The organism is Paenibacillus sp. MMO-177 (genome assembly GCF_037147795.1).
Lineage (GTDB): Bacteria > Bacillota > Bacilli > Paenibacillales > Paenibacillaceae > Pristimantibacillus.
Window position 1 is genome coordinate 168,882 of the sequence record NZ_JBBCUR010000007.1, and the last position, 25,668, is coordinate 194,549.

The following is a 25,668-nucleotide window of genomic DNA, read 5'->3' on the forward strand; positions in this document are numbered from 1 at the left end:
CCTCTGGCTAGACCGTCTTTAAGCTGATGCGTTCCCGATACCATTCAATCGTTTTAATTAGTCCTTGTTCCAGGGAAACGGAGGGCTTGTAGCCAAGCAAAGCTTCTGCCCGGGTCAGATCTGGCTCGCGAGCCGGCATATCCTCATAACCCGGACCATAAGCTTCCGCATAGGATTTCAGTATAATCGGCGACGCAGAACGGCTCAGACTAATAATCAGCTGCGCAAGCTGAAAAATCGTCACGGAATGCGTCGAACCGACATTAAAGGCCAGACCATCGGCGTCCGGTCTCAGCGCCGCGACCGTTCCGCTTACGGTATCGTCCACAAAGGTGAAACATCTTCGCTGCGTGCCGTCCCCATACACCTCAAGCGGTTCGCCTTTTAACGCGGCTGTAATGAATCTGGCTACCACCCCCCCATATTGCGAGTTTGTTTGCCTAGGTCCATAGGCATTGAAATAGCGGAGCACCGTCACCGGAAGTCCTTTCGCCGCATAGGCAAAGCACATGTGTTCATCAATGGATTTGGCCGTTGCATAGCTCCAGCGATGGATGGAAGGTGCGCCGTATACGCGGTCCGACATCTCGTTAAACGGCAGCTTCTCATTTTTCCCGTAAATCTCCGATGTCGATGCGAATATCACTTTCTTGCGGCCCGGATAAGCCAGTTCAAGAATATTGCGCGTGCCGTCAATGTTGCCTTCAATGACTTTAATTGGATCTTCAACCGTATTTTTTACTCCTAGCACGGCTGCCAAATGGCAAACGGCATCCGCTTGACTCACGCATTTCTTTACTAGCTTCCTGTCAAGCACCGAGCCTACTATAAGCCGGTGACGAGGATGATTGAGCAAATGAGCAAGAAACTCCGGCCTTCCATTCGAGAAATCGTCCAATGTCCAGACAGTATGCCCTTCCGCCAACAAGCTTTCCACAAGATGAGAGCCAATGAATCCCGCTCCGCCTGTTACTAATATTTTCAAGCAAACTCCCTCCTCAAATTAAGATAATGTTTTTCCGGTCCGCAAGTTTGCTGGTTGCATTCCTCGTGTCCAAGACGATAGGAGTATGGGCTGCAATAAGCTCGTATGAAATATTGGAATGATCCGTCAGAATGACGGTGCAATCGTAATTTTTCATATTCCGGGCAGTAAGCGGGATCGAATGGAGGGTGGTTGCGCCAACATGCAGTTCGTTAACGTAGGGATCAAAATAGCCGACATGGACGCCTTCCTGCAGCAAACGTTCAATAATAGGCAAAGCGATGGATTCGCGCATATCGTTAACGTCTTTTTTATACGTGACTCCAATAATCAGCACTCTGCTGTCCTTCAGCTCTTTTGGCTTCAAAATTTTGGACACTCTCTCTACGATATAGGCAGGCATACTCTCATTTACATGCGAGCTAAGCTCGATGAAGGGCATATCGATCTGATGCTCTCTTGCCTTCCATAGCAGATACAAGGGATCAACCGGTATGCAATGTCCGCCAATTCCGGGGCCGGGATAATATTTGGTAAATCCAAACGGCTTAGTCCCAGCAGCTTCGATAACTTCCCAGAGATTGATATCCAACTCTTCGCATAGCTTAAGAAGGCTGTTCATAAAGGAAATGTTCAAGAATCGCTGGCAGTTCTCCAGCAGCTTCGTCATTTCCGCGGCGCGAGGGGAAGAGACGATAACCACCTTCTCAAATGCGGTACCATAGACTTCTTTTGCGTACGAAGTGCTTGCCGGATTCACCCCTCCTACGACCTTCGGAATTTGCGACAGCTCCCAATGCGACCCGGGATCGATCCGTTCCGGCGAATAAGCTAGCAGAAGATCCGTCCCGACCTCCAGTCCGGTACTCTCTCTCCAGCAGCGGCTTCAGGATTTCCTCGCTGGTCCCAGGGAAGGTGGAGCTCTCCAGAGCGATCAGCTGACCTCTTTTTAGATGGGGAAGTATGCAGCGCGTCGCGTTTATAACAAATTTCAAATCCGGCTGCATTTGCTCGTCAAGCGGTGTCGGAACGCATAGAATGATGACGTCAGCCTTCTCTATCACTTCAAACGAATGACTGACATGAAATTTTTTTCCGCTGAAAAGCTCCCGAATATCGTTTCTCTTATAGTCGGATAAATAGGATTGACGTTTCTGCAGCATTTGAATCTTGCGAATATCGGTATCGATTCCGTATACCGTATTCCCCTTCTCTACGAATAACTTCGCAAGGGGCAAGCCGACATAACCCAGGCCGATTATGGCGATTTTATATTTATGGGCAAGCTCCAATCTCTTTCAACTCCTTCAATTCATCTTCTAGCATGATACGCAAATGAATCAGAGAAGCATTGGATTAATGTCTAAAGGCTATGAAAATAGTAGTTTATCCCGAATTTTCGAATCGGAAGAGATAGTTGCCCTCTTATAGCGGTTATTGCCGGAAATCTTCCTTTTTTACGGGATACCTAATAGGACATTGCCCGCCCGAAAATACGAGTGAAATAGGTTCATGTACGTTAACAATGCTTTGGTTGAATCATATACTAATGGGACGACGGACCAATCGGAGGACAAAACATGCGAATCTTAATCGCTTGCATGTGGGCACTGCCGCATGCCGGCGGCGTAAATACCTATGTCAATCAACTTGTCAAGGGATTACAAGGTGCCGGACATGAAGTTGATATATTTTCCACGACGCCGGACGCGCAAGGCTTCTATATTCCAAGCCGAAACTTATCGATAGACAAAAGTCGGCTAACCCCTCTCATTGCCCGCCAAACGGATCTTTATTTGGATCAGCTGCTGCCGGGGATCGATCCATGGATCAAACAAGCAGAGGTTGATAGATTGTGCATGGAAGCAGCTGCTTTGTATTTCGGATTGGCCGAATACGATGTCATACACGCGCAGGACATCGTAAGCGCACACGCGATTTCCCGCGTAAAGCCTGCGCATATCCCCCTTGTCACAACCATTCATGGCTGTCTTACGAAGGAATGGTTTGTTAAATTGAAGGAACTGGGCTTGACTGACCAAAATATAAACTCTCCCTTGTGGTACTATTCGTCCTTGCGGGAGTATCTTGGCGCAACGGTCAGCGATGTAACGATTTCTCCTTCGCTATGGTTGAAAAACGAACTAGTCAATGACTTTGCCGTTCCCGAAGAATGCGTGACGGTTAGTCATTACGGGATAGATATCGATGAATTTCAGAATAAAATGCTAAGAGAACCTACGACGATTAAGCCCCTGGCGGAGAAACTATTTATATGCCCCGCCCGCTTCGATATCGTGAAGGGACATTCCACTCTCATTCATGCCTTTGCGAGACTAAAAGAAGAGCGTTCCGACTGGGTCTGCTGGCTGGTCGGAGACGGTTTCCTCCGCGAGGAATTAATCCAACTGACCAATCAGTTTGGTCTATCGAATCATATTCTCTTCTGGGGACACCGGGAGGATGTGCCCGAAATGATGCAGCAAGCGGATTTTGTCGTTCTTCCCAGCATGCAGGACAATCAGCCGTTCGCCATCATTGAAGCTCAAATCGCGGGGAAACCGGTGATCACCTCCGATGCCGGCGGCATTCCGGAAATGGTTGCCCACCTTCAAAACGGTCTGGTAGCTCGCATGGGAGACCCTGAGCAGCTTTATGCATGCCTTCGTACGGCCTTGGAAGAACCGGAACTGCTTAGCGCGATGGCGGAACAGTCGAAAGCGTGGGGACATTCTCATTGGTCACTGTCTTCTATGATTTCACGGGTTCTGGAGCTATATGAATCAGCCCGGAGTAAACATGCGGAGGAGCGCCTTGCCTTTGAGGCTCAATCTGGGGAACAAAACGGAATAATGCCACAGGAGGAACGCAAATGGAGCGCTTATACCCCAAGAAAAAGAAAGCTGCCAAATCGAAAAACAAAAAAACGCCGAAGAAAAATAAGAGGATCAGGAAGATAAAGAAGATAAAAGCCGCAAAAACGCCGTTACGCAAAAGAAGAAGGAAGCGCGTAACGACTGAAGCTGCATCGTTAAACCTCGCCCCGCTGTTTGCATCGCCGCTCGATCCAAACTTTATCCTTTCAAAAACGGATGAAGAGGTTTGGAGGCGTATTCTGGAAGTCCGGCCCAATGGATACGCCCTTCCTGACCGCTTAACCTTCCAAAGACTTAAAGAAGCCATTGCGCCGATAGAGATACCGGCCCCGGAGCAATAAAAAAAGCAGGCGTTCAACCGCCTGCTTTTTTCCTTATTCTTCCCGCTCCTGCGTTCTGGATAATTCCTGTTCCTTGCGATGCAGGTTTTGTCCGTAATTATCTATCTTGGAATCAAGCCTCGCCAGAATGCCTGTCATTTCTTCGATCCGAAGGCGGAGCTGTTCCCGTTGCTCAATGAGCAGCTCCTTTCTCGCCTGCGTGGTATGATCGCCTTGCTGGAACAGGTTGACGTACTCGATCAAAGCTTCGATGGGAAGTCCGGCGCTTCTCATGCATTTAATAAACTCAACCCATCTGAGATTATCCTCGGTATACTCCCGAATGCCATTGTTATTGCGGTTCACGGACGGGATTAATCCAATACGTTCGTAATAACGGAGCGTATCCTGTGACAGGTCGTACCTGGCGCTTACTTCAGCCATTCTCATACGATTGTCCCTCCTATCCTATAATCAATATAACAACAGTTTACATCGTTGACATATCAATGACAAACCGGTATCGGACATCGCTGCGGAGCACGCGTTGATAAGCTTCATCCACCTGATCGGCGCTGATCCGCTCAATTTGCGGTTTAATGCCATGCTCAGCCGAGAAGTCGAGCATTTCCTGCGTCTCGCGAATGCCTCCCACAAGCGAGCCGGCGAGGCTGCGGCGCTGCATAATAAGGGAGAAAGCTTGATACGTATCCGGTTCGGATGGCGCGCCAACGTTAACGAGCGTTCCGTCAACGCGGAGCATCGACAGATAGGCATCCACATTGAGATTGGCCGATACGGTATTCAAGATGAGGTCAAACCGGTTAGCCAGCTCTTTGAATGTATCCGGATGGCTTGTCGCGTAATAATGATCCGCCCCAAATGCCAACGCTTCTTCCTTCTTGTTCATCGACTGGCTCAGAACGGTTACTTCCGCTCCCATGGCATGCGCGTATTGCACAGCCAGATGGCCAAGACCGCCCATGCCGACGATAGCTACCTTCTTGCCGGGGCCGGCATTCCAATGCTTCAATGGGGAGTACGTTGTAATACCCGCGCATAAGAGCGGACTAGCCACATCGAGCTCCAGACTGTCCGGAACGCGAACCACAAATCGATCCGTTACGACGATCTTCTGGCTGTAACCGCCATAAGTCGGCTGCCCGTCATAATCGAGGGAGTTATACGTACTGACAACGCCTTTCGTACAGAACTGCTCCTCGCCCCGAAGACAATATTCGCATTCGCCGCAGGAGTCTACAAAGCAGCCTACCCCAACGCGGTCGCCAACCGCAAACTTCGTAACCGCGGATCCAACCGCTTCGACAACACCCGCAATTTCATGCCCGGGAACAAGCGGGAAGATCGCTTCGCCCCATTCGCCAAAGGCCGTATGAATGTCAGAGTGGCAAATGCCGCTAAATTTAATATCGATCAGAACATCGTCGGGACGTAATGCCCTCCGTTCAATCGTTGTTTTTTCAAAAGGTGCTTTCGCGCTCGGAACACTGAGTACATGAGATTTACACATTGGTTTCTCTACTCCTTTTATCTATGAAATGAAGAACACAATCGGAGTATACATGCTGGAGTGAACTCCAAGTCAAGCTCTAGTCCAGTCCCGGCCACTTTTTCCCTTTGAAATCTTTTGGCGTGACGCCAACCATCTTCTTGAACAGCTTATTGAAATAAACGGGATCATGGTAGCCGACAAGCTGCGCAACCTCGTAATTTCGAAGAGAAGGCTCTTCGCTCAGCAGTTCCTTGGCTTTCTCTATTCGGAGATGAATTAAATAGTCCGTTATCGTCATGTTGGTCTGATGCTTAAACAACCGGCTTAAATAGTTGCCGTTCATCCCGACTATGCCGGCCAGCTTATCAAGCTCAAAGGGCTCCCCGTACGCTTGCTTCAAGGTTTCTTTAACCGTTTCGACCGCGTGATGCTCCCGGTCCTGCAGAAGCTCGGGCACCGTCTCGGCAGACTTGAGCTTGCTCTCAATTTCCTGAAGCACGGCTTCAAGCTGGGATTTGACGATCGGTTTAAGCAAATAATCCTTCACGCCGCTGCGCAAAGCCGCTCTTACGTACTCAAACTCTTCAAATCCGCTCAGAACGATGATTTCAACGGCGGATCCGGTCTGCCGGATGTTTTTAATCAGTTGAATCCCGTCCATCCGGGGCATTTTGATATCCGTAATGACAAGGTCGAGTCCTTGCCCGCACAAGCTTTCGAACTGCTCCCAAGCCGCTTCCCCGTTAGAGAATGTACCGATTACTTCGATTCCGGGGTTAAGCTTGGACAAAATTTTGGCCAGCCCCAGACGGATAATTTCCTCATCATCGACAATCATCACTTTCATGCCTATACACCTTCTTCGAATCGTAAACGTTTGTTATGGTTTAACCCCTTGAATCGATTCCCGATAGACCAAATCGCCAAGGATCATGAGCTTTTCAAGCGGTTCCTCCGGACGCTCGATCCGCTCCAGCAGTTTATCTACCGCGCGGATGCCAAGCCACTCCTTCGGTACGTTAACGGTTGTGATGGGAGGGTAATGCCTGGCGGCATCCTCAATATTGTCAAAGCCGGTTAAGGAGAAATCGCCCGGCACCTCCAGCCCCAGCTCTTTCGCTGCTCTGTGAGCGTCAATGGCTATGGAGTCATTGGCGCATACCAGTGCCGTCGGAAGCAGCCGCTGCTTCTTGCGGCGGATCAGCCAGGCTTTAATCGGCTCGTCAAAATGCTCCATCGCCTCCAAATCCGTCAGATGATCGTGCCTGTCCCAAAGCTCAAACTCCTCCATCGCATGCCGAAATCCGTTCCAACGTTCGAAAAAGCTGCGGGAATACCGGAAATTCCCGATAAAGCCGATATGGCGATGACCAATTCCGATAAGATGCTTGGTCAGCCGATACATGCAATCATAATTATTGACATAGACCGTGTCGGTTGGAATCAACATGTCCTCATGGTCAACGAGCACCATCGGAATACCAAGCCGGTGTATCTCGAGCAGCATGGAGGAAGCAATCTCGCCAACCCCAATCATGCCAAGCAGTCCTTCCGGCTTCAAGAGCTGCAGGAAGCCTTCAACCTTCTGCTCCATCACGATGACGCTGCCTATTTCTTTTTCCTCCAGCCGGCTGGCTATGCCGTCCAGAATACGTCCCCAATAGACGGAATCCCTCGTTTGAAACCTGATGTTGGGCATAAGCACAAGCACGGATTGCCTGCCTCCGGATTCCGTGAATCTGTCGTCTTCTTGTCCGGTCTTGCCCAGCTTGACATACCCGCTGTTCTGCGCAAAATACCCAAGCTGCGAAGCGACTCCGATAACCCGTTCCTTTGTCGCTTCGCTGACGCCTCCCTTTCCGGAAAGGGCTTTGGACACGACATATTTGGATACCCCCAGATGATCCGCAATTTGCTGCATGGTTACTTTTTTCGTCATTATGGTCTTCCCCCGTCGCTATAATCCGTCAATCCCTTATCCTCGTACCCGTAAACCGGCAGTTTCAGGACAACCTCCGTACCGCCTTGCCGGCCTTCCAGCACCTGTATGCCGTAACTGGCGCCGCAGTGCAGCTTGATCCGCTCGTTTACATTCCGCAGGCCGATACCGCCCCGGCCGGCTGTGCGGACAGGCTGCAGGTGGTGAAAAGCTTGATTTAACCGCTCCCTTGTTTCAGGCGCAATGCCTACGCCGTCATCCGCAATACGCATCAGCATGCTCCGGTCATCGGGTTGGGTAATCAAGATTTCAATGTTCATAACCGGCTTCGAATCATCATACCCGTGTTGTATCGCATTCTCGACAATAGGCTGCAACAGCAGTCTCAGCGTCGGAATTTCAAAGAACGGCTGATTCTCTTCCAAATGAAGATGAAGCCGGAACCGGTTCGGATACCTGTAGTTAAGCATCTCGACATAATGCTTAACATGATCGAGCTCCGCCCTAACGGTTGTTCTCTCCCGTACATCGCCAATGCTGTAACGCAGCAGCTGACCGAATTCCGTCAGCATATCGGCAACCGCTTCATCATCATTCAGCTCCGCAAACATCCGAATCGTCTCCAGCGTATTGTACATGAAATGCGGATTAATCTGATTCTGGAGCGCGTGGATCTCCGCTTCGTTCTTCTTCGCTTCGATATCGTAAATGTCTTTGATCAAATGGTCGATTCGTACGATCATGCGGTTAAACTGAAGGCCGAGCTGTCCGATTTCGTCCCTGTGCCGGATAGGAAACTGTACGCTCAGATCGCCTTCCTGAACCTTGCGCATCAGCCGCATCATTTTCCTCAAGGGCTTCGTTAAGGCAATGGACAACAGAATGGAGATAAGAAGCGCAATCCCGATGATCGCAAAAGCAGCTGCCCAAGTCGTGTTCCGGGTACGGATCGAATCTTTGTTCATCTCCTTCTCCGGAATGAGGACAAACCATTTCCAGTGCGTATCGGCCGAAGTCGTGTAAATGACGAGCTGCCGCTGCCCGTCGATATCGGCGTAGAAGTGTCCGTTTTTCTCGCTAAGGGCAGCGGCCTTGCCCGCGATATCGCGGGCACTGTGATGGTTATCGCTGTCATAAATCAAGCTGCCCCGGTCGTCCATGATCAGCGCGCTGCCGTGAGTAAGCTTGTTCATTTCGACAATCTGATCCTCAATGACGCGAAAATCGGTGTCCACCGCAATAAGCCCGATCGGCTTAAGCGAGATGTCGTCGAGTATTTTGCGCACGACGGTCAAAGCGTTTTTTTTGCTGTTTAACGTGCTGACATAAGTTTCGGTCCCGAGGAGCAGCGCTTCTCCGCTTGATTGATCGGAAACGCTTTTCCACCGACGGTAGCTCTCTTCCAGATTGCTCCGCACGGAGCCGGTCTCCGTCGAATAATAGCCGTTGCCGTACGCATCAAAAATATATACGACATTCGCGCCTCTTTTTATATTATTGATGAATTTTACCGAGGACTGGATTCCCCGCTGAATCTGGAGCAGCTGATTGATGTCATTCGCCCCCGATTTTCCGTCACCATTCTTACCAAGCCGTTCATAATAAGTATTGGAGCTTATCAGATTTTGCTTGATCTCCGCCTGATAAGCCGGAATAGAGGATACGCGCATCATATCCTCCGCGTAGTCATCCATCCGTTCCATCATGGCAATCATCAAGTTGTTGGAATAGGACAAGGTTGTTTTCTCGATAGAGCCTGAATAGTTGGAATAAGAGATGTAACCGATAAAAGCCAGCGGCAAACATATGACTACCAGAAACACGGCCAGCAGCTTGCGCTCCATCGGCATGTCCGTCAGCTTGGACCATACCGCCCCGGCCCATTGTTTCGCGTTTATCATGCTAGTCTTACCACCCTCATCTGATATACCCAAACATTATACGACAATCCGTTAGCAATCGCATGTTTTTGTTATGACAGATTTGTATTGTTAGCTAACTCCCCTAACAAGTTTATGAATGGGCAAAAGAGACCTCCCGCCTATCCGATTGGACGGCGGAATGCCTCTTTCCCTTGTTATTGCAACGAAATTTGACGCAGGTGAAGCTTGGCGGCAGCTCCGCTGCTGCCGAGCTCCTCCAGCTTAATGCCAATAACCTTGATATCCTTCAGATCGACGCCTGCCGCCCGGGCAGCGTCCTTCAGCGAAAGCGTCAGCGACGTATAGTCCGCGGCCCCAACCGCTGCGGGAGCGCCGCTGTCCACCCAGGTCCAGCCGCTTCCGCTCTTGATGAAAATACGCGCTCTAGCTGTACCTTCGCTTAGCTTAACTTCCGCTGTGAGGGAATCCCTGCCTGTGAAATTAAGTGCCGACGGATTGATAGTCAGTTCAAACTCCTCGTTCCAGGCATGGGTTGCCGGATTCTGTCCCGTATTTACCAGCGGGAAATCGACGGTTAACGTCCCTTCGGTTCCATCGAAGCCTATGTTCCCAGCGTTTGCCGTATTGTTATCCAGCTTCCACCCTGCTACATCGCCGGCAGCTCGGAACGAATAGAGCAGCCCGGCCGCTGTGCCCGGCGGTTCCGACGCGCCGGGTAGCTCGGGAAGTCCCGCTTCATGCACCGCCCGAATCTCGTCAAAGCTTAGCATGCCGTTATGGCTGCCGCCGTCCATTGCATTGATATAGATATTGAAATTCGTGACGCTCTTCAGCGCTTCCTTCGTAATCGGTCCTCCGGAGCTCCAAGGAGCAACGGCAAAATCGGCAAACGGAATCGTCAGGCTGTATTGTTCCCCCGGCTCTAGAGCCGGATAAGCTTCATACGCCGTGCCGTTGATCATAAGCTGCACGACAAGCTTCATCGGCTTGCCTTCTTTGGCAAAGGAGCCCGACTCATCGGTCTTAACCCAAAGCGAAAGCGCATTGTTGCCGCTCCAGTCTGCCGTGCCGAGGCTTTTTCCCACGCCGGTATAACCGGCTGTGCCAACCGCATAGTCCAGCTTCATGCCATATTCGCCGGCTGACTTGGCCTCCCCGCTTAAGGAAACGCCGATATCATCGCCGCCAGCCTTCGGATATTTGGCTTTAAGCGCGTCGCTGGAGCCCCCGTATCCTTCATAATCGTCAATAAGACCCGTATCAGCAGCCGGAGCGGCATACGTATTGTACAAGCCGATTTCATCGATCAGGACCGTGATTGGCTCGGATGCGGAGAGCCCGCTTCCCACAAGCGATACCGCGAGCCCGGATGCCTGCGCGGCCGCGGCTTCGTTATTCAGGTCGATAACCGCTTCGTAGCGGTAATATACCTTTCCGTTTACGGTAATGGGCTCCAATTCCGAGAGTGCGCGTTTCGTGGCATTGCCGCCGTATTTGGTTCCCCAATCCTCCGGGTACATCACAACGGCCTGCACCGCCCCCTCTTGACCAAGCGCAGACGGAAGCAAACCGGACAGCTTTACCCGTTTCACTTGGGACAGGTTAACATTTCGAAGCCCGTCGCCGGTCAGCTGCAGCTTTAGCTCCTGCCAAGTATCGCTCGCCTCAAGACCGTCCGGTATGGTAAGTCCAAGCATGCCTTTCCCGTCCATCGCCTTATGCTCCAGCGTCATTTGAATGGAAGACGGGTAAGTACCGTTATTTTGAACGGCCGACATTTGGCCCTCTTGATTAAAGGTAAGTCGATTCACGGCGAGCTCGGGCACTTTGACGAATACCGAAAGCGTCTGTTCAAGCTTTACTCCGCCAGGCAGAACGGCATGAACCGTAATCGAAGCCGAATTGCCGTTTAATGACGCTTCGGGCAGCCATGCACCCGCATAGTAACCTTCTCCGTCCAGCTTCATTTCCGTCTCTGTAGCGCTGCCCCTGACCGTATAGGTTACTTTTACCGGCTGTGCATGGACTACCTTCGCCCGGATAACGGCAGGCGCGTCGGTTACGGTGCCCACATTCGTCGGCGAGACAATATGAAGAAAAGGGCTTTCCTCCGCCGTCTGCAGCGTCCTGCCGTAAACATTATCATTTTGGATATCTCGTGCAAAAGCCGTATACGGATCTTCGTAGTAACGGATGAAATCCTGCAGCAGCTCATGACTGCCTTTTCCAGACACATCCTTATAAGGAACGAACAGGTTATTGCCTTCGCCAAAGTTGGCCCAGGTCAGCATATAGGCAATCCTCTTGGCATCCGGATCGTTTTTGATCGCATTCATCACCTTGGTGAACCATTGCAGCTCGTTATTCCCGGCAGTCTTCATCCCTTGCGCGCTGTAACCGTATTCCGAAAGCGTCGCGATTTTTCCTTTACGGTCCGCCAACCGCGAGATCATCTTCAGATCCTTGACCATTCCGCCAAGAAAAGCATCGCCGCCCGCATTATCCTTGTTATCGTACTGGTCCATTCCGAGAATATCGACGTACTCGTCTCCCGGATAGGTTGTCAAATATTCGCCTTCGTTGCCGTTAAACGGTCCGTTAGGGGAATACACGTACAGGAAGTTGCGGACATGCCGCGCATCGCGCAAATATTCAACGGTATAACGGTAAAGCTCCGCATATTCCGCCTTGGTCGTTGTGGAAGCCCCCCACCAGAACCAGCTGCCGTTCTGCTCGTGGAAAGGCCTGAACAGTACCGGAATCAGACGTCCGCGGTCATCCTTCAGCCCATTTGCCAGCGCCGCAACCCGGTCCAGGTATTGCTTGAACTCCCCGTTCTTATCCCCTCCGGGAAGAATCCGGGTAACTACGGATTGCGCCGCTCCAGCCGAATTCCCGGTATCCTTGAAATCTCCGCCGGTTACGAAATTGTAGGGATGCGTGCTGAGCGTTACGATGCCGCCAAGCTCATAAGCCCTTTTCATTGCCGCCGACAGCCCCAATCGGCTCGCCTCATAATCGCCCGCTGCGCCCGGAGGATTCTCTCTGCCCTCCAGACTCAAAGTATCCCAGCCAAATACGGCCGGATAATCGCCAACGTCACGGTTTACATCGGAGATGACATTTCCGTTACCGTCTTTCCCCGCAATAGAGACCGTTGTGTCATGCTGATGGCCGAACAGCACTTCTTTCCCCCGCGTATCCTGCAAAAAAGCAAAGAGCGACTTTGTTTCGCTAGTAGCCTGCGCGTCTACCAGATCTGCGGTCGTTGTCACGCCCATCCCAGGATTATTGGGGCTTCCCGTCTCCGTCGCCCCTCCGGACTGCAGCTTGCCGTTTTTCCATGCATAGGAGCCTGCCGCGGTAATCGTCTGGCCGTTAATAACGGCATGACCGCCGAGAAGGTGGATCGTTACTTCTCCAGCCGTCGCTTGCAGGACCAGCGTTGAACCCGATGCCCCGCGGCCAATCGTAATCGAATGAATCGTTGCTCCGCTTTCCGCCACGATGTCGCCGGCCGAATTCAACGACAAGCTCTGAACCGTCGAATCACCGGATACAACGACGCGAACGTTCCCCTCCGCGCGGTTTACAACGAGTCCGGAGAGAGCTGCTTGCCCGATATGCACGGAGTGGTCGCCCCCGCCGGAAACGAAGGTAGTGCCTTTGACATTTACGGCTTCCAGCGTGGCTTCTCCGTCCGCAATTCCCGGCGCAAGGTACAAGTTTCCCGAGATAGCTGCGTTTTTAAGCTTTACGCCGGGCTGATTGATGATGACATGGCCCTCCAGCTTGCCGCCGGATTCAGTGCCCGCTTCCTGATACAGCTTGCCGACCAGCCGGTCTATTACGGCAATGAGCTCCGCGCGCGTCATCACTGCGTATGGCCGGAAGGTTCCGTCGGGATAACCCGTCAAAGTACCGCCAAGCGCCAGAACCGGTCCGCGCGCATAGTCGCTAATTTGCGTCGAATCGGCAAACGGCAGATTGCCGGCGGGCTCAGGCGGGCTGAGATCGAGCACTCTCGCAAGGATAACTGCGGCATCCTGCCGGGTAACGGCAGCGGACGCCTTGGACAAATTACCGGGAAAACCTTCATAGTAACCTGCCTTGCGTGCAATGCTCAGTGCATCGGCATACCACGCCTCGCGAGGGATATCCTCAAAGGCGCTGCCGGACTTGGCATAATAGCCATACAGTCGGTTCATGATCATGGCCAGTTCCGCGCGCGTTACTTTTTCGTCAGGATGCAAAGATCCGTCCGCATAGCCTTTGATAATGCCATACCCCGCCCACCTGGACATAGCCTCGGAAGCCCAGTGCGCCCCATTTTGCACGGCGGCCTGAAGCTGTACCGGATAAGTTGATTTCCCAGGCATGCCTGCCGCCTGAATCGTTCCGGGGAATAAAAGCGCTGCCGATAACGCGGCGGCCATCAGTGCGGTCGACCTCTTCTTAGCTTTGTTCAAACTTGTTCACTCTCCATGGACAGAATGTGTTAAAGCGCTTTCAATTCAAAGAAAAAACGAAGCCGCCTGCTGCTGTATGGCGGATAGAGAGAACTTTCCCGTTCCCTCTATCGCCTTATGTCCATGCTTTCTATTTGACAGCCCCATTGGTGACACCGGCAAAGATATAACGCTGCAAGAACACGTACATAATCGCGGTTGGGATCATAATAATGAGAATCGCGGAGGATACCATTTGCCAATCCCCGCTGTTGACGCCAAAGAACCGCATTAACGAAGTCGAAACAACGACGTTTTCCGAGCCCGGCAAGTACAGAAACGGCGTATACATGTCGTTATAGATGGCAATCGTCTTCAGAATGACAATGGTGGCCGTTGCCGGCCCAAGCAGCGGGAAGATGACGGAAAAGAAGATTTTGAACAAGGATGCTCCCTCCATCATGGCCGCTTCGTCCAAATCATAAGGAATGTTGCGGATGAACTGCAGATAAATATAAATCTGCAAAATATCCGCTCCGACATAGAGCAGGACGGGTCCCATCAGATGATTGGTCAGATCGAGTCCTTGAATCGTCTTGTAATTAATGACCTGGGTTGTAATTTGCGGAATAATGGTCGCGAACAAGAACAGTCCCACCAGCGGCCCCTGCAGCTTGAACTGAAAGCGGGACACCGCATAACAGAAAGCGGAACCAAGCAGCACGTTTAGAACAAGCGTCGTACCGAGTATGATAAGCGTATTGCCAAACGCTCTTCCCATATCGGCCTGCACAAAAGCTTCGCCGAAATTCCGGAAGTTCAGGAAGCTCTCGGGAAGCGCCATGGCCGATTTCGTTAAATATTCGTCGGGAGTCTTGAAGGCATTCGCCACGATGATATAGGGCGGGAATAATACGATAAAGGCTGCGATGAGCAGGGATACATATTTGGTAACGGTCCAGACCGGATTTTCCCGTGTCATGATTAATCCCTCCCTTTGTTCAAGAAGTATCTTTGTATGGAAAGCACAAGAACGACGCCAAACAACAAGACTACGCTCATCGCCGAAGCAAGTCCGTAATTATTGAACTGGAAGGCAGTCTCGATAATTTTCATAACAAAGGTTTGACTCGCTCCCGCAGGTCCGCCGTTGGTCAATACAAACGGAAGGTCGAATACCTCCAGAGCGCCGGTCACGGTCAGGAACAAGTTCAATTCAATAATTTTGTATATATTGGGAACCGTGATGAACCGGAATTTTTGCCAATTGTTTGCGCCGTCTATTGATGCCGCTTCATACAAGTCGGAAGGAATCGACTGAAGCGCAGCCAAATAAATAACCATATTAAAGCCCATAAACCGCCAAAATCCGATGGATGCTAGCGTATAATTCACAAACCTTTCGGAACCAAGCCAGCTTGTCTCCGAGCCTAGTCCCAATTTGCCGAGCAAATAATTAAGCGAGCCTTCCGTTGTATCAAATACATAACCGAACAAATAAGCGACCGCCACGCCGTTAAGGATATACGGCAGGAATAGCAGCAGCCGGTAAAAATATCTGCCTTTCAGCTTTCCGTTCAAAATAATGGCGAAATAGATTGCGGCTATATTTTGTACAATACCAACCACAAAATAGGCAATGTTATGCTTGAACACGCCGAATATCTCCGGATTCGTGAAAACCTCCTTGTAATTCCGCAACCCAATCCATTCTTTGTCCGCGCTCATGCCGTCCCAATTGGTGAAGCTGAGCCTTACGAGCTCGAGCGCCGGATAATAGGAGAACGTCAAGAGCAGCAGGAGAGGCAGCGCGACAAACATGATAATTATGATCTTTTTCTGTGTTCCAAAAGGAAGCCTGCTGAGCATGGAATCCCTTCCTCTCCCTTATCTAGTCAGCCGGATATCTGGATCCGGCATGCATGGGTGTGTGCCCCGGGAGCAGTTGTCGCGTTAAGACCATTGCCCCGCTCCCGAGACGGTAAGCATGCTTGCTATTTAGCCGCCGATTTTCTTGCGTTTGCCCAAAGCTTGTTGTATTTATCAAGCACAGCTTGCGGGTCCTTCGATAAAACAAACTCCTGAACCATGCTGCCCTGATCGATTTGCGCCGCATTCTGAATCGAGGTGGCCGCGTCGTTCGAAGGCCCAAGCTCAACGTATTGAGGGTTATAGCTGTTGAATTCGGCCAGCTGCGAAAGCTTAGGCTCTTTGGATTTCAGCGTCGGAATGAAGCCCGCAAAATCCTCATAACCGGATTCTTCAATCATCCATTTCACAAAAGCTTTCGCCGCGGGCACGTTGCCGTTCTTATTAACCGCATAGAACCAGTCCGGGTTAAGCGGAGCCTTAAGCGTGCCGGAGTTGTCGACCGGGAACGGGAAGAAGCCGATATCCTCCGAGGCCGCACCGTTGTCGATAACCTGGTTAATAACCCAGTTGCCAAGCAAATACATACCGGATTTGCCTTGGGCAACATCCTTTTTCGACTTCTCCCAGTTTGTCGATTTGATGTCTTTCTCCAGCAGGTTCTTCTCGTACAAGGTGCGGAGAATCGACCAGGATTGGCCGTATACGCCGTCCATCGTGTACGGAGTGTCGCTGTCCGCGCGTTTGTTTTGGTGATCGGATGCACCGCCTGCCATTGTCGGAACGTCGTAAATCCAAGCATCCAGCGGCCATTTGTCTTTAAAGTTGGAAGCCAGCGGCACAATTCCCGCATCCTTCAGCTTTTGCGCCGCCGCATAAAACTCGTCAAGCGTTTTTGGCACTTCGGCAATGCCTGCTTTTTCAAACGCCTTTTTGTTGTAGACAACTCCCACCGTGCTGTTTCCGGAGGAAATGCCGTACATTTTGCCTTCAAACGCTTTCAAATCCTTGAAACGAATCTCGTCCGAGAACTGAATGTCGTCAAGCGGCGCGAAATATTTCGGGAAGTCGGAGTTTGGAATTCCGGGTCCGATCAAAATTACATCCGGGAATTTGCCTGAAGCAATCCGGATTTTGGCGTTTTTCTCATAGTCCGTAATTCCTTCGAACTCAACCGTTACGCCAGGATACTTTTCCTCGAACCTTTTCTTGTAATCATTAAACTCTTTCCCGATCATATCGGTACGCTGCGACAGAAAGACGATTTTCCCTTTGATGTTTTCGGTGCCGCCTGTCGCATCGGATGCGGCAGGCGTTGCTTCCGCCGTGCTGTTCGAAGGCTTCGCGTTAGTGCTGCCGTTGCTATTGTTGCCGTTATTTCCGCCGCATGCCGCTAAAGTTGTTAGCATAATTGCACTTGACAATAATAACAATGACTTCTTTTTCATTCACAATTCCCCCTGATATTATTTTTGGTACCGCTTGCATTTCGAGTATATAACCATCCTCCGGATAATAAAATGGTCTGTATTATCTTTTCTAGTCTTAAAAACACTTTAGATAAAATGAATTCTCCCCCTTGCTAAAACCGTTATTTTTTACCGTTTTTCTTCTGTTTCATATAAATATAAGGTGCTCTCAGCCTAGGATCGGGGCCGGAAGTATTTTTTCACGCAAGCTATTGCCAAATGATTATTGATGTTGTTAACTTATGATAACAAATTATTATTTTTGTTATGCTAACAGATTAAGTTTGGAGAGATGCATATGAGTAAACAATTTATCGGCGGTATGACTTGGGGATGGACCGGAATACGGGGAACCTGGGGGACTGAAGAAGCAATACGCTCCATGCAGCTTATGGCGCAAAGGCTAAACGTTAACTGGACCGCCGTCACCTTTGCCGCGATGCAGGCACACCCGCAGGCTACAACGGTATCGTACAAGGAAGCCCCAACCGTTACGGATCAAGAGGTCCGTCATGCCATCGGCGAGGCGAAACGGCTCGGACTAAAGGTTGTTCTGAAACCTGTCGTGAATTGCGCGGACGGCACATGGAGGGCTCATATCAATTTCTTTGATCACGATGTTCCTTGCGAGCCCAAATGGTCGGATTGGTTCGCTTCGTATACCGACTTCATGCTGCATTATGCCGCAATCGCCGAAGAAACCGGCTGCGAGATGCTGTGCATCGGTTGCGAAATGGTTCAGACGGATCGCAGAGAATCCGATTGGCGAGAGCTGATTCGGAAAATAAGAGCGGTCTACTCCGGACTTATTACTTATAACTGCGACAAATATCAGGAGGATCATGTCAGCTGGTGGGATGCGGTTGATGTCATTTCCTCCAGCGGCTATTACCCGATTAACGACTGGGAACGGCAGCTGGACCGGATTGAAGCCGTCGTGCGCCGCCACCGGAAGCCATTCTTCTTCATGGAGGCAGGCTGTCCAAGCCGCCAAGGCTCCGATGCGCTTCCCAATGATTGGGGACTAGTTGGCGACCCGGATGAACGAGTGCAGCAAAAATATTTGGAGACGATGTTTGAGGCCTGCGATTCCAGAGAATGGGTTGGCGGTTTTATGCTATGGGACTGGCCGGCGCAGCTTTATCCGGAGAATCAGGCTTCGAAGAATGACGATTATTGCATGTTCGGCAAATCGGGCGAGCAAGTCGTCAAACGATACTACTCTCAAAAAACAAGGGAATATGCAGAAGAGAGACAACAATGGCGTCTTGAGATTGAGCGCGAGCTGGGCGAGAATATTCTCCCCTTCTGGCTGAAGCATACGCCGGATGAACGATTCGGAGGGTTTGTCGGCGAAATTATGCAAGACATGACGTATACGGCTCATGCCGATAAAAGTCTTGTATTAAACACCCGAATCCTGTGGACCTTTTCCTCCGCCTACCGGCTATTCCGGAAAGAGGAATATTTGGAGGCCGCTAACCGGGCTTACCATTACATCCGAAGCTATTTCATCGATAACGAGCACGGCGGACTCTATTGGATGCTGGACGCAGAGGGCAATCCGGTCTCTGCCAAAAAACAAATTTACGGCCAAGCCTTCGCGGTCTATGCCTGGTCCGAGTATTACCGGGCAACCGGCAATCCTGAAGCGCTGGAAGAGGCCGCGAGTTTGTACCGGCTCATCGAAAAATATGGGCGCGACCCCTTGCATCTCGGCTATATCGAAGCTCTTGCGGAAGACTGGAGCAACACCGACGAGCTTAGTCTTAGCGACAAGGATTTGAACGAGAAAAAATCCATGAATACCCATCTTCACGTGCTTGAAGGTTATACCAACCTGTACCGGATATGGCCCGACGAATCGCTTCGGAAATCCCTTTGCGAGCTGATTCGGATCACAATGGACTTTATCGTTGATCAGGGAACCGGCCATTTCAAGCTCTTCTTTGACGAAGCGTGGAACAGCAAATCCGGGCATATTTCCTATGGCCATGATATTGAGGGCAGCTGGCTTCTTCATGAAGCGGCGGAGGTGCTTGGCGATGAAGTTCTGCTTCAAAAAGCAAAAGCCGTCGCCGTCTTAATGGCCGAAGCGACGCTTCGCGAAGGAATCGATGCGGACGGCGGAATTCCCAATGAAGCGGACAGCTCAGGTCTGATTGACGAGAATCGCGACTGGTGGCCCCAGGCGGAAGCGGTTGTCGGCTTTTATAACGCGTACGAGCTAACGGGAGACGAACGTTATGCCGAGTCTGCCAAAGCTTCCTGGAGGTTTATCCAGAACTACCTCGTCGACCGGGAGCATGGCGAATGGTACTGGAGCGTAACGAAGGACGGCCGGCCTATCGACGGACATCCGAAGGTTGGCGCCTGGAAATGCCCTTATCACAACGGCAGAGCATGCTTCGAGATGCTGGAACGCTTGTCCCGTTAATCCACTATTACCCAATTTGGAGGAGTTATTGATGAATACTGTTTTTTCAAGCCGCAAGGAGACCCTTATCACCCGTTACGAACAATTAATCGAACGCCCAAATCACAAGCTGCCCTTCGGAAACGGCATCTTCGACCGCTACGAGAATCCGGTATTAACCGCAGAGCATGCGCCGCCGATCTGGTTGTATGATTATAACCCGGAGACCAATCCTTATTTCATGGAGCGTCTTGGCGTAAACTGCGTATTTAATCCCGGCGCCATCGAGCTGAACGGTAAATTTTATCTTGTCGCCCGCGTGGAAGGCCATGACCGCAAATCGTTTTTCGCCGTTGCCGAGAGCTCTACCGGCGTGGACTGCTTCCGCTTCTGGGATCATCCCGTCGTGCTGCCGGAAACCGAAGTCCCGGATACCAACGTTTACGACATGCGTCTTGTCAAGCACGAGGACGGCTGGATCTACGGTCTGTTCTGTACCGAGCGCAAGGATCCAGCAGCCCCTCCGGGCGATTTATCCAGCGCCATTGCCCAATGCGGCATCGTCCGAACCAAAGACCTTAAATCATGGGAACGTCTCGCGGATTTGAAAACCGGGTCGAACCAACAGCGGAACGTTGTTCTTCATCCCGAGTTTGTTGACGGACAATATGCTTTTTACACCAGGCCTCAAGACGGATTTATCGATGCGGGCTCCGGCGGCGGCATAGGCTGGGGATTATCGCGTTCGATGGACAACGCGGTCATCGAGAACGAAACGATTATGGACCATCGCCATTATCATACGATTAAAGAAGTTAAGAACGGCCAAGGGCCCGCTCCGATTAAGACAAGCAAAGGCTGGCTTCACATTGCCCACGGCGTCCGAAACACAGCGGCCGGTTTGCGTTACGTGCTGTACGCGTTTCTCTCCGAGCTCGACCGCCCCAATGTTGTCACGCATCGTCCCGGCGGACACTTCCTCGCTCCGGAAGGAATCGAGCGTGTCGGCGATGTCTCTAACGTCGTATTCTGCAATGGGGTTATCGCTCGCGATAACGGCGAAGTGTACATTTACTACGCTTCCTCGGACACGCGCTGCCATGTGGCAACAACAACGGTTGACCAGCTGCTCGATTATGTCCTGAATACGCCGGAGGACCCTCTTCGTTCGCATGCGTGCGTCGAACAGCGAATTAAACTGATCGATCGCAATCTCCAGCTGAATAGCTAAAGGCAAATAAAGGAGCTGTCCCGTTTGGGACAGCTCCTTTCGGTTATTGCTCGACATGACGCGCTTCTTGCCACTTGGCGTTGTATTGCTCGAACGTTTTCTGAAGATCGGGGGAAGCGATCCAATCCTGAATGTATTCTCCCGACCATAAAGATAGATTCGCCTTTTCCGCAATCCGAAGAAATTTGTCGCTTGGCGGCACGTTTTCAACAAACGACGGCTTGAAAGACAGGAACTGCTTCAACTGAGGCGACAAATCCGTGCTCGAATCCAGCTTTACGGGAAGATACCCCTGCTCCTTAGCATAACCGGACTGTTCTATAAAAAATTTCACCCACGATTTAGCGAGCTCCTTATTGCCGCTGAATTTGCTGACGCCAATAAACCAATCCGGGACAAGCGGGGCGTAACGCTTAGCCTCATCATCATAAGGAAAAGGAAAAAATCCGATATCCTCCGGCTTCGCTCCCGCTTCAATAATTTGATTGATAACCCAATTGCCGTTAAGAAGCATGGCCGCTTCGCCATCCGCTATTTTTTTCTTGGACAATTCCCATTGATTGTTCATCAAGCCCTGTTCCGTGTAGCCGTTATGGATCAACGTTTGAACGATCCTCATCGACTGTCCCCATTGATTGTGTATATCCCAGGGCTTGTCCGTATCCGCCATCTTGTTTAGGTAGTCGGGATCCCCCGACATAAAGCTTACCAGCTCTTCCCCCCAGGTCTTCATTGGCCACTGCGCACCGTAATTCAGAAAAATCGGAGTAATGCCTGCAGCCTTTAGCTTCTTGCATGCCTCATAAAAAGAAGTGAGCGTTGTCGGAAGCTTGGTTACGCCTGCTTTTGCCATTGCTTTCTTGTTGTACGCAATTCCGATCGTGGATGTTCCTGACACAATGCCGTACCGAACTCCGTTAACCGACTTATAGTCGGCGAATCGGACCGAAGCGAACAAATCGTCCGAAAGAGGTTCAAAATATTGCGGCAGGTCCTCAGCCAGCATATTAGCCGGCAGCAGAAGAACATCCCCCATATTTAGAGTAGACAAACGAGTCATAATATCCGCCGTATAATTGCTGAATCCTTGAAATTCCACCGAAGTGCCCGGGTGCTCCCGCTCAAACTGCGCGGCATACCGATCCATCGTACCATTCTCAATCAAATCCACTCGGTTGGTCAGCACGTTTAGCGTTTGGTTCTTAACGGTACCTTCGCCGGATTCGTTCCCGATGCCGGTATCCGTCTTTCTCTCCCCGATCGAACAGCCCGCAAGCCCCAAAGAAACGGCGAGTACAATTAACGTTATCCGAACAATTCCCCTCACATCCCGTCCCTCCTTAGATTATTCCGGGCTAATCCCGTCAGGAAGCGCTTTCTCCCATTATACGACAAAACCGCAACAGCCCGCCATAGGCGGGCTATACGGATAGCATGAAGCGTTCGTTCTCTTTATAAACTGGAATAGATGATATTTCTCAACCGCGGATGAATATAGGGCTCCTGGTTGTTCAGCAAATGCTGGGCATACATAACGGTCAGCTCCGTATCCGGATCGATAATCGCCATGCAGCCTGCGGCACCGCTCCAGCCGAATTCCCCAAGCGGGCTAAGCGATCCGCTTTGCGCTTTGGACGCATGCGTTCTGACGCCCAATCCGTAACCGTAGCCTTTCAGCTGCTCCCAGTTATAATCCCCGCGCATACGGTCGGTCAAATGGTCCGTCCTCATCAGATCAACCATCGTCGGCGACAAAATTCGCACGCCTTCCGGACTTGTTCCCTTATTGGTGAGGGCATTGAGGAATAAAGCATAGTCGCTTACGGTAGAGAGCAGCCCTGCACCGCCGCTCTCGTGTTCCGTGCCAAGCCGGTAGCCGTTTCCGTCTTTGCGGATTGCCTTGCCCAGTTCGTCCTTGAATTCGTATTGCGGAAGAAGGCGGCTCTGCTGCTCCTCCGAAAGATCAAACGCCGTATCCTTCATTCCCAAAGGTCCCGTAATCTCCTCCCGGATGTAAGAGCCGAAACGCCGGCCGTCCACAGCCTCTACCAATGCCGCCAGCACATCATGGCATAAGCTGTAGTTCCAGCGTGTGCCCGGTTCGAAAAGAAGCGGTTCTTTGGCCAATGCCTCGGCAAAGGCGCGAGTCGGCACCCTTCCTTTCGTTTGCTCCGCAACCTCCTTCAAGGAAGGAGATCCGATATCATAAGAGAAGCCGGCCGTCATCGTAAACAGGTCGCGAACAAGAATTGGTTTCTTTGCTCTTTCGATCTCAAGCTTTCCATCGGGAAGACGCTTGCGGACGTTCATGTCCGCATATTCGGGAAGGTAAGCGGACAGCGGATCGTTCAGCAGCATTTTGCCCTGCTCCACAAGCTTAAGAGCCGCCACGCAGGTCATAATTTTCGTCATGGAATAGAGATTGAAGATACGTCCCTCTTCAATAGGAGTTTCTTCTTCCAGATTGGAGAGACCGCTGCGATAACGGAATACCGTTTCATTGCGGTGAATAACCATTACCTCCGCCCATGGAATGCGCCAGGAGGTCAATCGGTCGATAAATTCGGTCAAAGCTTTCATGAGTGCACTTCCATTCTATGAGATAAGTTTCTATTCGTAATCCATAACAACCATCTGATGGCATTCCAGCTCGGGTACGGTATAAGCAACTGCGCCATCGTTGCTGCTGAACGGCAGCGGAGTCATTTGCGGCGCCAGATACACCTGCTTCACGGGACGAGATGTCCGGACGGAAACCTGAACATTGTACAGCGGAATAATATCCTCGATCACTTCCACCCCGTCGCCTCTTCTTACCGGCGAAGCATACAGGAGATGATTAACTAAGCGATTCCGTTCCTTCTGCTCCTGAAGGGTAACGATGCCCTGCGCGGGCAGACTGGTTTGAAGCGTCTTATCCGGAAGCAGGCGATCCAGCGCGTATAGAACGGCTTCCTTCAGAATCAGGCTGCCTTTCTTCGCGTAATCCTCAAATACGTTCCAGGCGATGTAGATTCCGCTATCGCTCTCCACCATGCCGGGGCCTCCGTTATTGTGGCTGCTTGGCGTATGCTGATGGGAGCAGAACGCAAACGCATCCCTGTTAAAGTACGGGTCTTCGCGCCTGCCTAGCTCGGTTCCCCCGTTAAGCTCAATCTTTTGCCCCTGGGAATAAAAGATGAAGGAGGCCTCCTTTAAGCTCTTTAACGCAAAGCCCGGACGGAAGTAGTCGGGTTTGTAAGGGTTCAATCCCAGGTACCGTACTCCGAAGTCAATGGCAAACTCTTCTCCTGCCGGATCAAGCCCGGACCAGCCCGTGGCGAGAAGCTTTCCGCCTTGCTGAAGGTACATCTCCAGCTTGTTCAGCAGTGGTTCATCAATTGCAACGTAATCCGGCAATATCAATGCCTTATAGACGCTAAAATCATGCTCCTTGTCGATAACGTCAAACAGAATTTTACCCTCAAGCAGCATCCGCACGGCTCCTGCATCGGAGGCTCCTTTGGATTGCCCATCCCGCGCTTTCTCATGGACGCCAAAAGCTTCAAGCGACAGAAGAGCCACATCGGCGACATTTGCCGCGTTCACGCACCAAGCTTCCTTGCTCTCAACCTCGCTATAAGCGGCGCCAATAAGCGCATACGTAGCTTTATCCATATAACCGTCCGGATGCAGCTGATCCCCGATGGAGCATTTCGCGCCATTGGCTATGCTGAGAGCCGCTTCGTAACGTAGGGCGTTCGGATGCTTATAGCCGCCGAATTCTCCCCAGGACGTATGGAATTTTCCCGTCATGCCAAGGAAATCAACGCCAAGAGTTTGGGCGTATCTGGCCGACAGAGGGAAATGATCGTAACCCCAGCCGCCCGTCGGCAGCGATTCCAGCTCCAAATGGGTGTTCATCATGGCCAAGTCGCGGCGTCCCCGCTTAATGTGTCCGCCATTGTGGAAGATCGGCAGTCCGGGCTTTACCGACTCCACCGTTTCCTTCACCCTTGCCGTATAATTGGCATACGTTCTCTCCCATAAACAGCGCATGGCTTGCTCATCCCTTGGATCCATGCCTTCTCGCCTTGCGCTCTCTATACAGTTATGGCAATAGCATTTGCGCACGCCAACAATATCGAGGAATACGCCGTCCGCATCGTAACGCGACACCACTTCGCGAATTTGCGCGAGAAGGATATCGAGATACGGGGAATTCATGCAAAATTGATGATAGCCCGGCTCCAAAAAGCCTTTTACCCAACCGGTGTTATCGTTCTCGTCGCGGATCAGCCATTCCGGATGCCGTCTGGCCAGCTTCTCGTCAAGTCCGGCGGACAAGTAGACCGGAGTCTTGACGCCAATCTCATGCGCAGCCTCGATCTGGGCGGCAAGCAGATCAAAGCTGAGACCCGGGTGGATCTCGTTTGCTTCCGAAGGATGGTAAGCCCAGCCGTGATGGCATTTGGAGAATACGGTAATGGAATCGACATGGCCTAGCCGCAGCATCTCCTGGAACTGCTTTTTGTCAAAACGTTGACCAATGGGGGCGATAGCCTCTGAGGTATGGAAATCTAGATGGACCTGGCGAAAACGCATAAGTTGTCATCCTTTCCGGTTCGGTTTACCTTAACTATATAAGTTCCGCGTTAGGCCGGACAGGTTCATTAACGACTTTTTATAGCACATTTTCTACCTAACGGACAATGGCCGTGATAAAATCGGGTAAGCGAT

Annotated in this window: 18 protein-coding genes and 2 pseudogenes; 5 read left to right on the top strand and 15 right to left on the bottom strand. The window is 51.2% G+C overall.

The window, feature by feature from the left end:
* Positions 1–7: 7 nt before the first annotated feature.
* Genes WFK81_RS22750 through WFK81_RS22760 form a run of 3 tightly spaced genes read right to left on the bottom strand, consistent with a single transcriptional unit; the run spans position 8 to position 2,277 of the window.
* Positions 8–985 carry an NAD-dependent epimerase/dehydratase family protein gene (locus WFK81_RS22750; protein ID WP_336788704.1) on the bottom strand — a complete coding sequence of 326 codons (978 nt, stop codon included), beginning with the start codon at positions 983–985 and terminating at the stop codon, positions 8–10.
* A 13-nt stretch (positions 986–998) separates the two neighbouring features.
* Positions 999–1,799, bottom strand: coding sequence for a nucleotide sugar dehydrogenase (locus WFK81_RS22755; RefSeq protein ID WP_336788766.1), 801 nt, complete (start codon positions 1,797–1,799; stop codon positions 999–1,001).
* Complete coding sequence (locus WFK81_RS22760) at positions 1,693–2,277, bottom strand: NAD(P)-binding domain-containing protein (RefSeq protein WP_336788706.1); 585 nt, start codon at positions 2,275–2,277, stop codon at positions 1,693–1,695. The genes WFK81_RS22755 and WFK81_RS22760 overlap by 107 nt, the downstream gene beginning before the upstream one ends.
* 288 nt (positions 2,278–2,565) lie before the next feature.
* Between WFK81_RS22760 and WFK81_RS22765 the strand changes: the two genes are divergently transcribed.
* The gene (locus tag WFK81_RS22765; RefSeq protein WP_336788708.1) at positions 2,566–3,945 is read left to right on the top strand and encodes a glycosyltransferase family 4 protein; all 1,380 of its coding nucleotides are present in this window, start codon (positions 2,566–2,568) and stop codon (positions 3,943–3,945) included.
* Positions 3,858–4,202 carry a hypothetical protein gene (locus WFK81_RS22770; protein WP_336788709.1) on the top strand — a complete coding sequence of 115 codons (345 nt, stop codon included), beginning with the start codon at positions 3,858–3,860 and terminating at the stop codon, positions 4,200–4,202. Before WFK81_RS22765 ends, WFK81_RS22770 begins: the two co-directional genes overlap by 88 nt.
* Positions 4,203–4,235: 33 nt before the next feature.
* Here WFK81_RS22770 and WFK81_RS22775 read toward each other — a convergent pair whose 3' ends face one another.
* The 9 genes from WFK81_RS22775 to WFK81_RS22815 form a co-directional block, all read right to left on the bottom strand.
* Positions 4,236–4,631 (bottom strand): MerR family transcriptional regulator, encoded by a 396-nt coding sequence (locus WFK81_RS22775; protein WP_336788711.1) that lies wholly within the window; start codon positions 4,629–4,631, stop codon positions 4,236–4,238.
* Positions 4,632–4,671: 40 nt separating this feature from the next.
* On the bottom strand, positions 4,672–5,712 hold the full coding sequence (locus tag WFK81_RS22780; RefSeq protein ID WP_336788713.1) for an NAD(P)-dependent alcohol dehydrogenase: 1,041 nt from the start codon (positions 5,710–5,712) through the stop codon (positions 4,672–4,674).
* A 79-nt stretch (positions 5,713–5,791) separates the two neighbouring features.
* On the bottom strand, positions 5,792–6,541 hold the full coding sequence (locus WFK81_RS22785; protein WP_336788715.1) for a response regulator transcription factor: 750 nt from the start codon (positions 6,539–6,541) through the stop codon (positions 5,792–5,794).
* A 33-nt stretch (positions 6,542–6,574) separates the two neighbouring features.
* Positions 6,575–7,633, bottom strand: a complete 1,059-nt coding sequence (locus tag WFK81_RS22790; RefSeq protein ID WP_336788717.1) for a LacI family DNA-binding transcriptional regulator — start codon at positions 7,631–7,633, stop codon at positions 6,575–6,577.
* A complete protein-coding gene (locus WFK81_RS22795; protein WP_336788719.1) occupies positions 7,633–9,534 on the bottom strand; it encodes a sensor histidine kinase in 1,902 nt (633 codons plus the stop codon). The genes WFK81_RS22790 and WFK81_RS22795 overlap by 1 nt, the downstream gene beginning before the upstream one ends.
* Positions 9,535–9,710: 176 nt before the next feature.
* Positions 9,711–13,985 (bottom strand): glycosyl hydrolase, encoded by a 4,275-nt coding sequence (locus WFK81_RS22800; RefSeq protein ID WP_336788721.1) that lies wholly within the window; start codon positions 13,983–13,985, stop codon positions 9,711–9,713.
* 130 nt (positions 13,986–14,115) lie between these two features.
* The gene (locus tag WFK81_RS22805) at positions 14,116–14,946 is read right to left on the bottom strand and encodes a carbohydrate ABC transporter permease (RefSeq protein WP_336788723.1); all 831 of its coding nucleotides are present in this window, start codon (positions 14,944–14,946) and stop codon (positions 14,116–14,118) included.
* 2 nt (positions 14,947–14,948) lie between these two features.
* Entirely contained in the window at positions 14,949–15,833 is an 885-nt protein-coding gene (locus WFK81_RS22810; protein ID WP_336788726.1) for a carbohydrate ABC transporter permease, read from the bottom strand.
* Positions 15,834–15,958: 125 nt separating this feature from the next.
* Positions 15,959–17,242: an ABC transporter substrate-binding protein gene (locus tag WFK81_RS22815; RefSeq protein WP_336788728.1), complete on the bottom strand. Its 1,284-nt coding sequence runs from the start codon at positions 17,240–17,242 to the stop codon at positions 15,959–15,961.
* Positions 17,243–17,594: 352 nt separating this feature from the next.
* Between WFK81_RS22815 and WFK81_RS22820 the strand changes: the two are divergent.
* From WFK81_RS22820 to WFK81_RS22830, 3 genes and pseudogenes are all read left to right on the top strand, one after another.
* Positions 17,595–18,539, top strand: a pseudogene (locus tag WFK81_RS22820) (glycoside hydrolase family 113); the annotation flags it as partial.
* Positions 18,540–18,656: 117 nt separating this feature from the next.
* Positions 18,657–19,739: pseudogene (locus WFK81_RS22825) on the top strand (AGE family epimerase/isomerase); the annotation flags it as partial.
* 31 nt (positions 19,740–19,770) lie between these two features.
* Positions 19,771–20,949 carry a glycoside hydrolase family 130 protein gene (locus WFK81_RS22830; RefSeq protein ID WP_336788730.1) on the top strand — a complete coding sequence of 393 codons (1,179 nt, stop codon included), beginning with the start codon at positions 19,771–19,773 and terminating at the stop codon, positions 20,947–20,949.
* Between the two features lie 43 nt (positions 20,950–20,992).
* On the opposite strand, the gene WFK81_RS22835 is transcribed toward WFK81_RS22830, so the two are convergent.
* The 3 genes from WFK81_RS22835 to WFK81_RS22845 form a co-directional block, all read right to left on the bottom strand.
* Positions 20,993–22,276, bottom strand: coding sequence for an ABC transporter substrate-binding protein (locus WFK81_RS22835; protein ID WP_336788732.1), 1,284 nt, complete (start codon positions 22,274–22,276; stop codon positions 20,993–20,995).
* A 125-nt stretch (positions 22,277–22,401) separates the two neighbouring features.
* Positions 22,402–23,529, bottom strand: a complete 1,128-nt coding sequence (locus WFK81_RS22840) for a serine hydrolase domain-containing protein (protein ID WP_336788734.1) — start codon at positions 23,527–23,529, stop codon at positions 22,402–22,404.
* Positions 23,530–23,559: 30 nt separating this feature from the next.
* On the bottom strand, positions 23,560–25,533 hold the full coding sequence (locus WFK81_RS22845; protein ID WP_336788736.1) for a beta-galactosidase trimerization domain-containing protein: 1,974 nt from the start codon (positions 25,531–25,533) through the stop codon (positions 23,560–23,562).
* Positions 25,534–25,668 lie beyond the last annotated feature (135 nt).

Excerpts from the sequence above, each read along its gene's own strand:
- WFK81_RS22765 (WP_336788708.1), top strand. The coding sequence starts at position 2,566 with ATGCGAATCTTAATCGCTTGCATGTGGGCACTGCCGCATGCCGGCGGC.
- WFK81_RS22770 (WP_336788709.1), top strand. The coding sequence starts at position 3,858 with ATGGAGCGCTTATACCCCAAGAAAAAGAAAGCTGCCAAATCGAAAAAC.
- WFK81_RS22775 (WP_336788711.1), bottom strand. The coding sequence starts at position 4,631 with ATGAGAATGGCTGAAGTAAGCGCCAGGTACGACCTGTCACAGGATACG.
- WFK81_RS22780 (WP_336788713.1), bottom strand. The coding sequence starts at position 5,712 with ATGTGTAAATCTCATGTACTCAGTGTTCCGAGCGCGAAAGCACCTTTT.
- WFK81_RS22785 (WP_336788715.1), bottom strand. The coding sequence starts at position 6,541 with ATGAAAGTGATGATTGTCGATGATGAGGAAATTATCCGTCTGGGGCTG.
- WFK81_RS22790 (WP_336788717.1), bottom strand. The coding sequence starts at position 7,633 with ATGACGAAAAAAGTAACCATGCAGCAAATTGCGGATCATCTGGGGGTA.
- WFK81_RS22795 (WP_336788719.1), bottom strand. The coding sequence starts at position 9,534 with ATGATAAACGCGAAACAATGGGCCGGGGCGGTATGGTCCAAGCTGACG.
- WFK81_RS22805 (WP_336788723.1), bottom strand. The coding sequence starts at position 14,946 with ATGACACGGGAAAATCCGGTCTGGACCGTTACCAAATATGTATCCCTG.
- WFK81_RS22810 (WP_336788726.1), bottom strand. The coding sequence starts at position 15,833 with ATGCTCAGCAGGCTTCCTTTTGGAACACAGAAAAAGATCATAATTATC.
- WFK81_RS22815 (WP_336788728.1), bottom strand. The coding sequence starts at position 17,242 with ATGCTAACAACTTTAGCGGCATGCGGCGGAAATAACGGCAACAATAGC.
- WFK81_RS22830 (WP_336788730.1), top strand. The coding sequence starts at position 19,771 with ATGAATACTGTTTTTTCAAGCCGCAAGGAGACCCTTATCACCCGTTAC.
- WFK81_RS22840 (WP_336788734.1), bottom strand. The coding sequence starts at position 23,529 with ATGAAAGCTTTGACCGAATTTATCGACCGATTGACCTCCTGGCGCATT.
- WFK81_RS22845 (WP_336788736.1), bottom strand. The coding sequence starts at position 25,533 with ATGCGTTTTCGCCAGGTCCATCTAGATTTCCATACCTCAGAGGCTATC.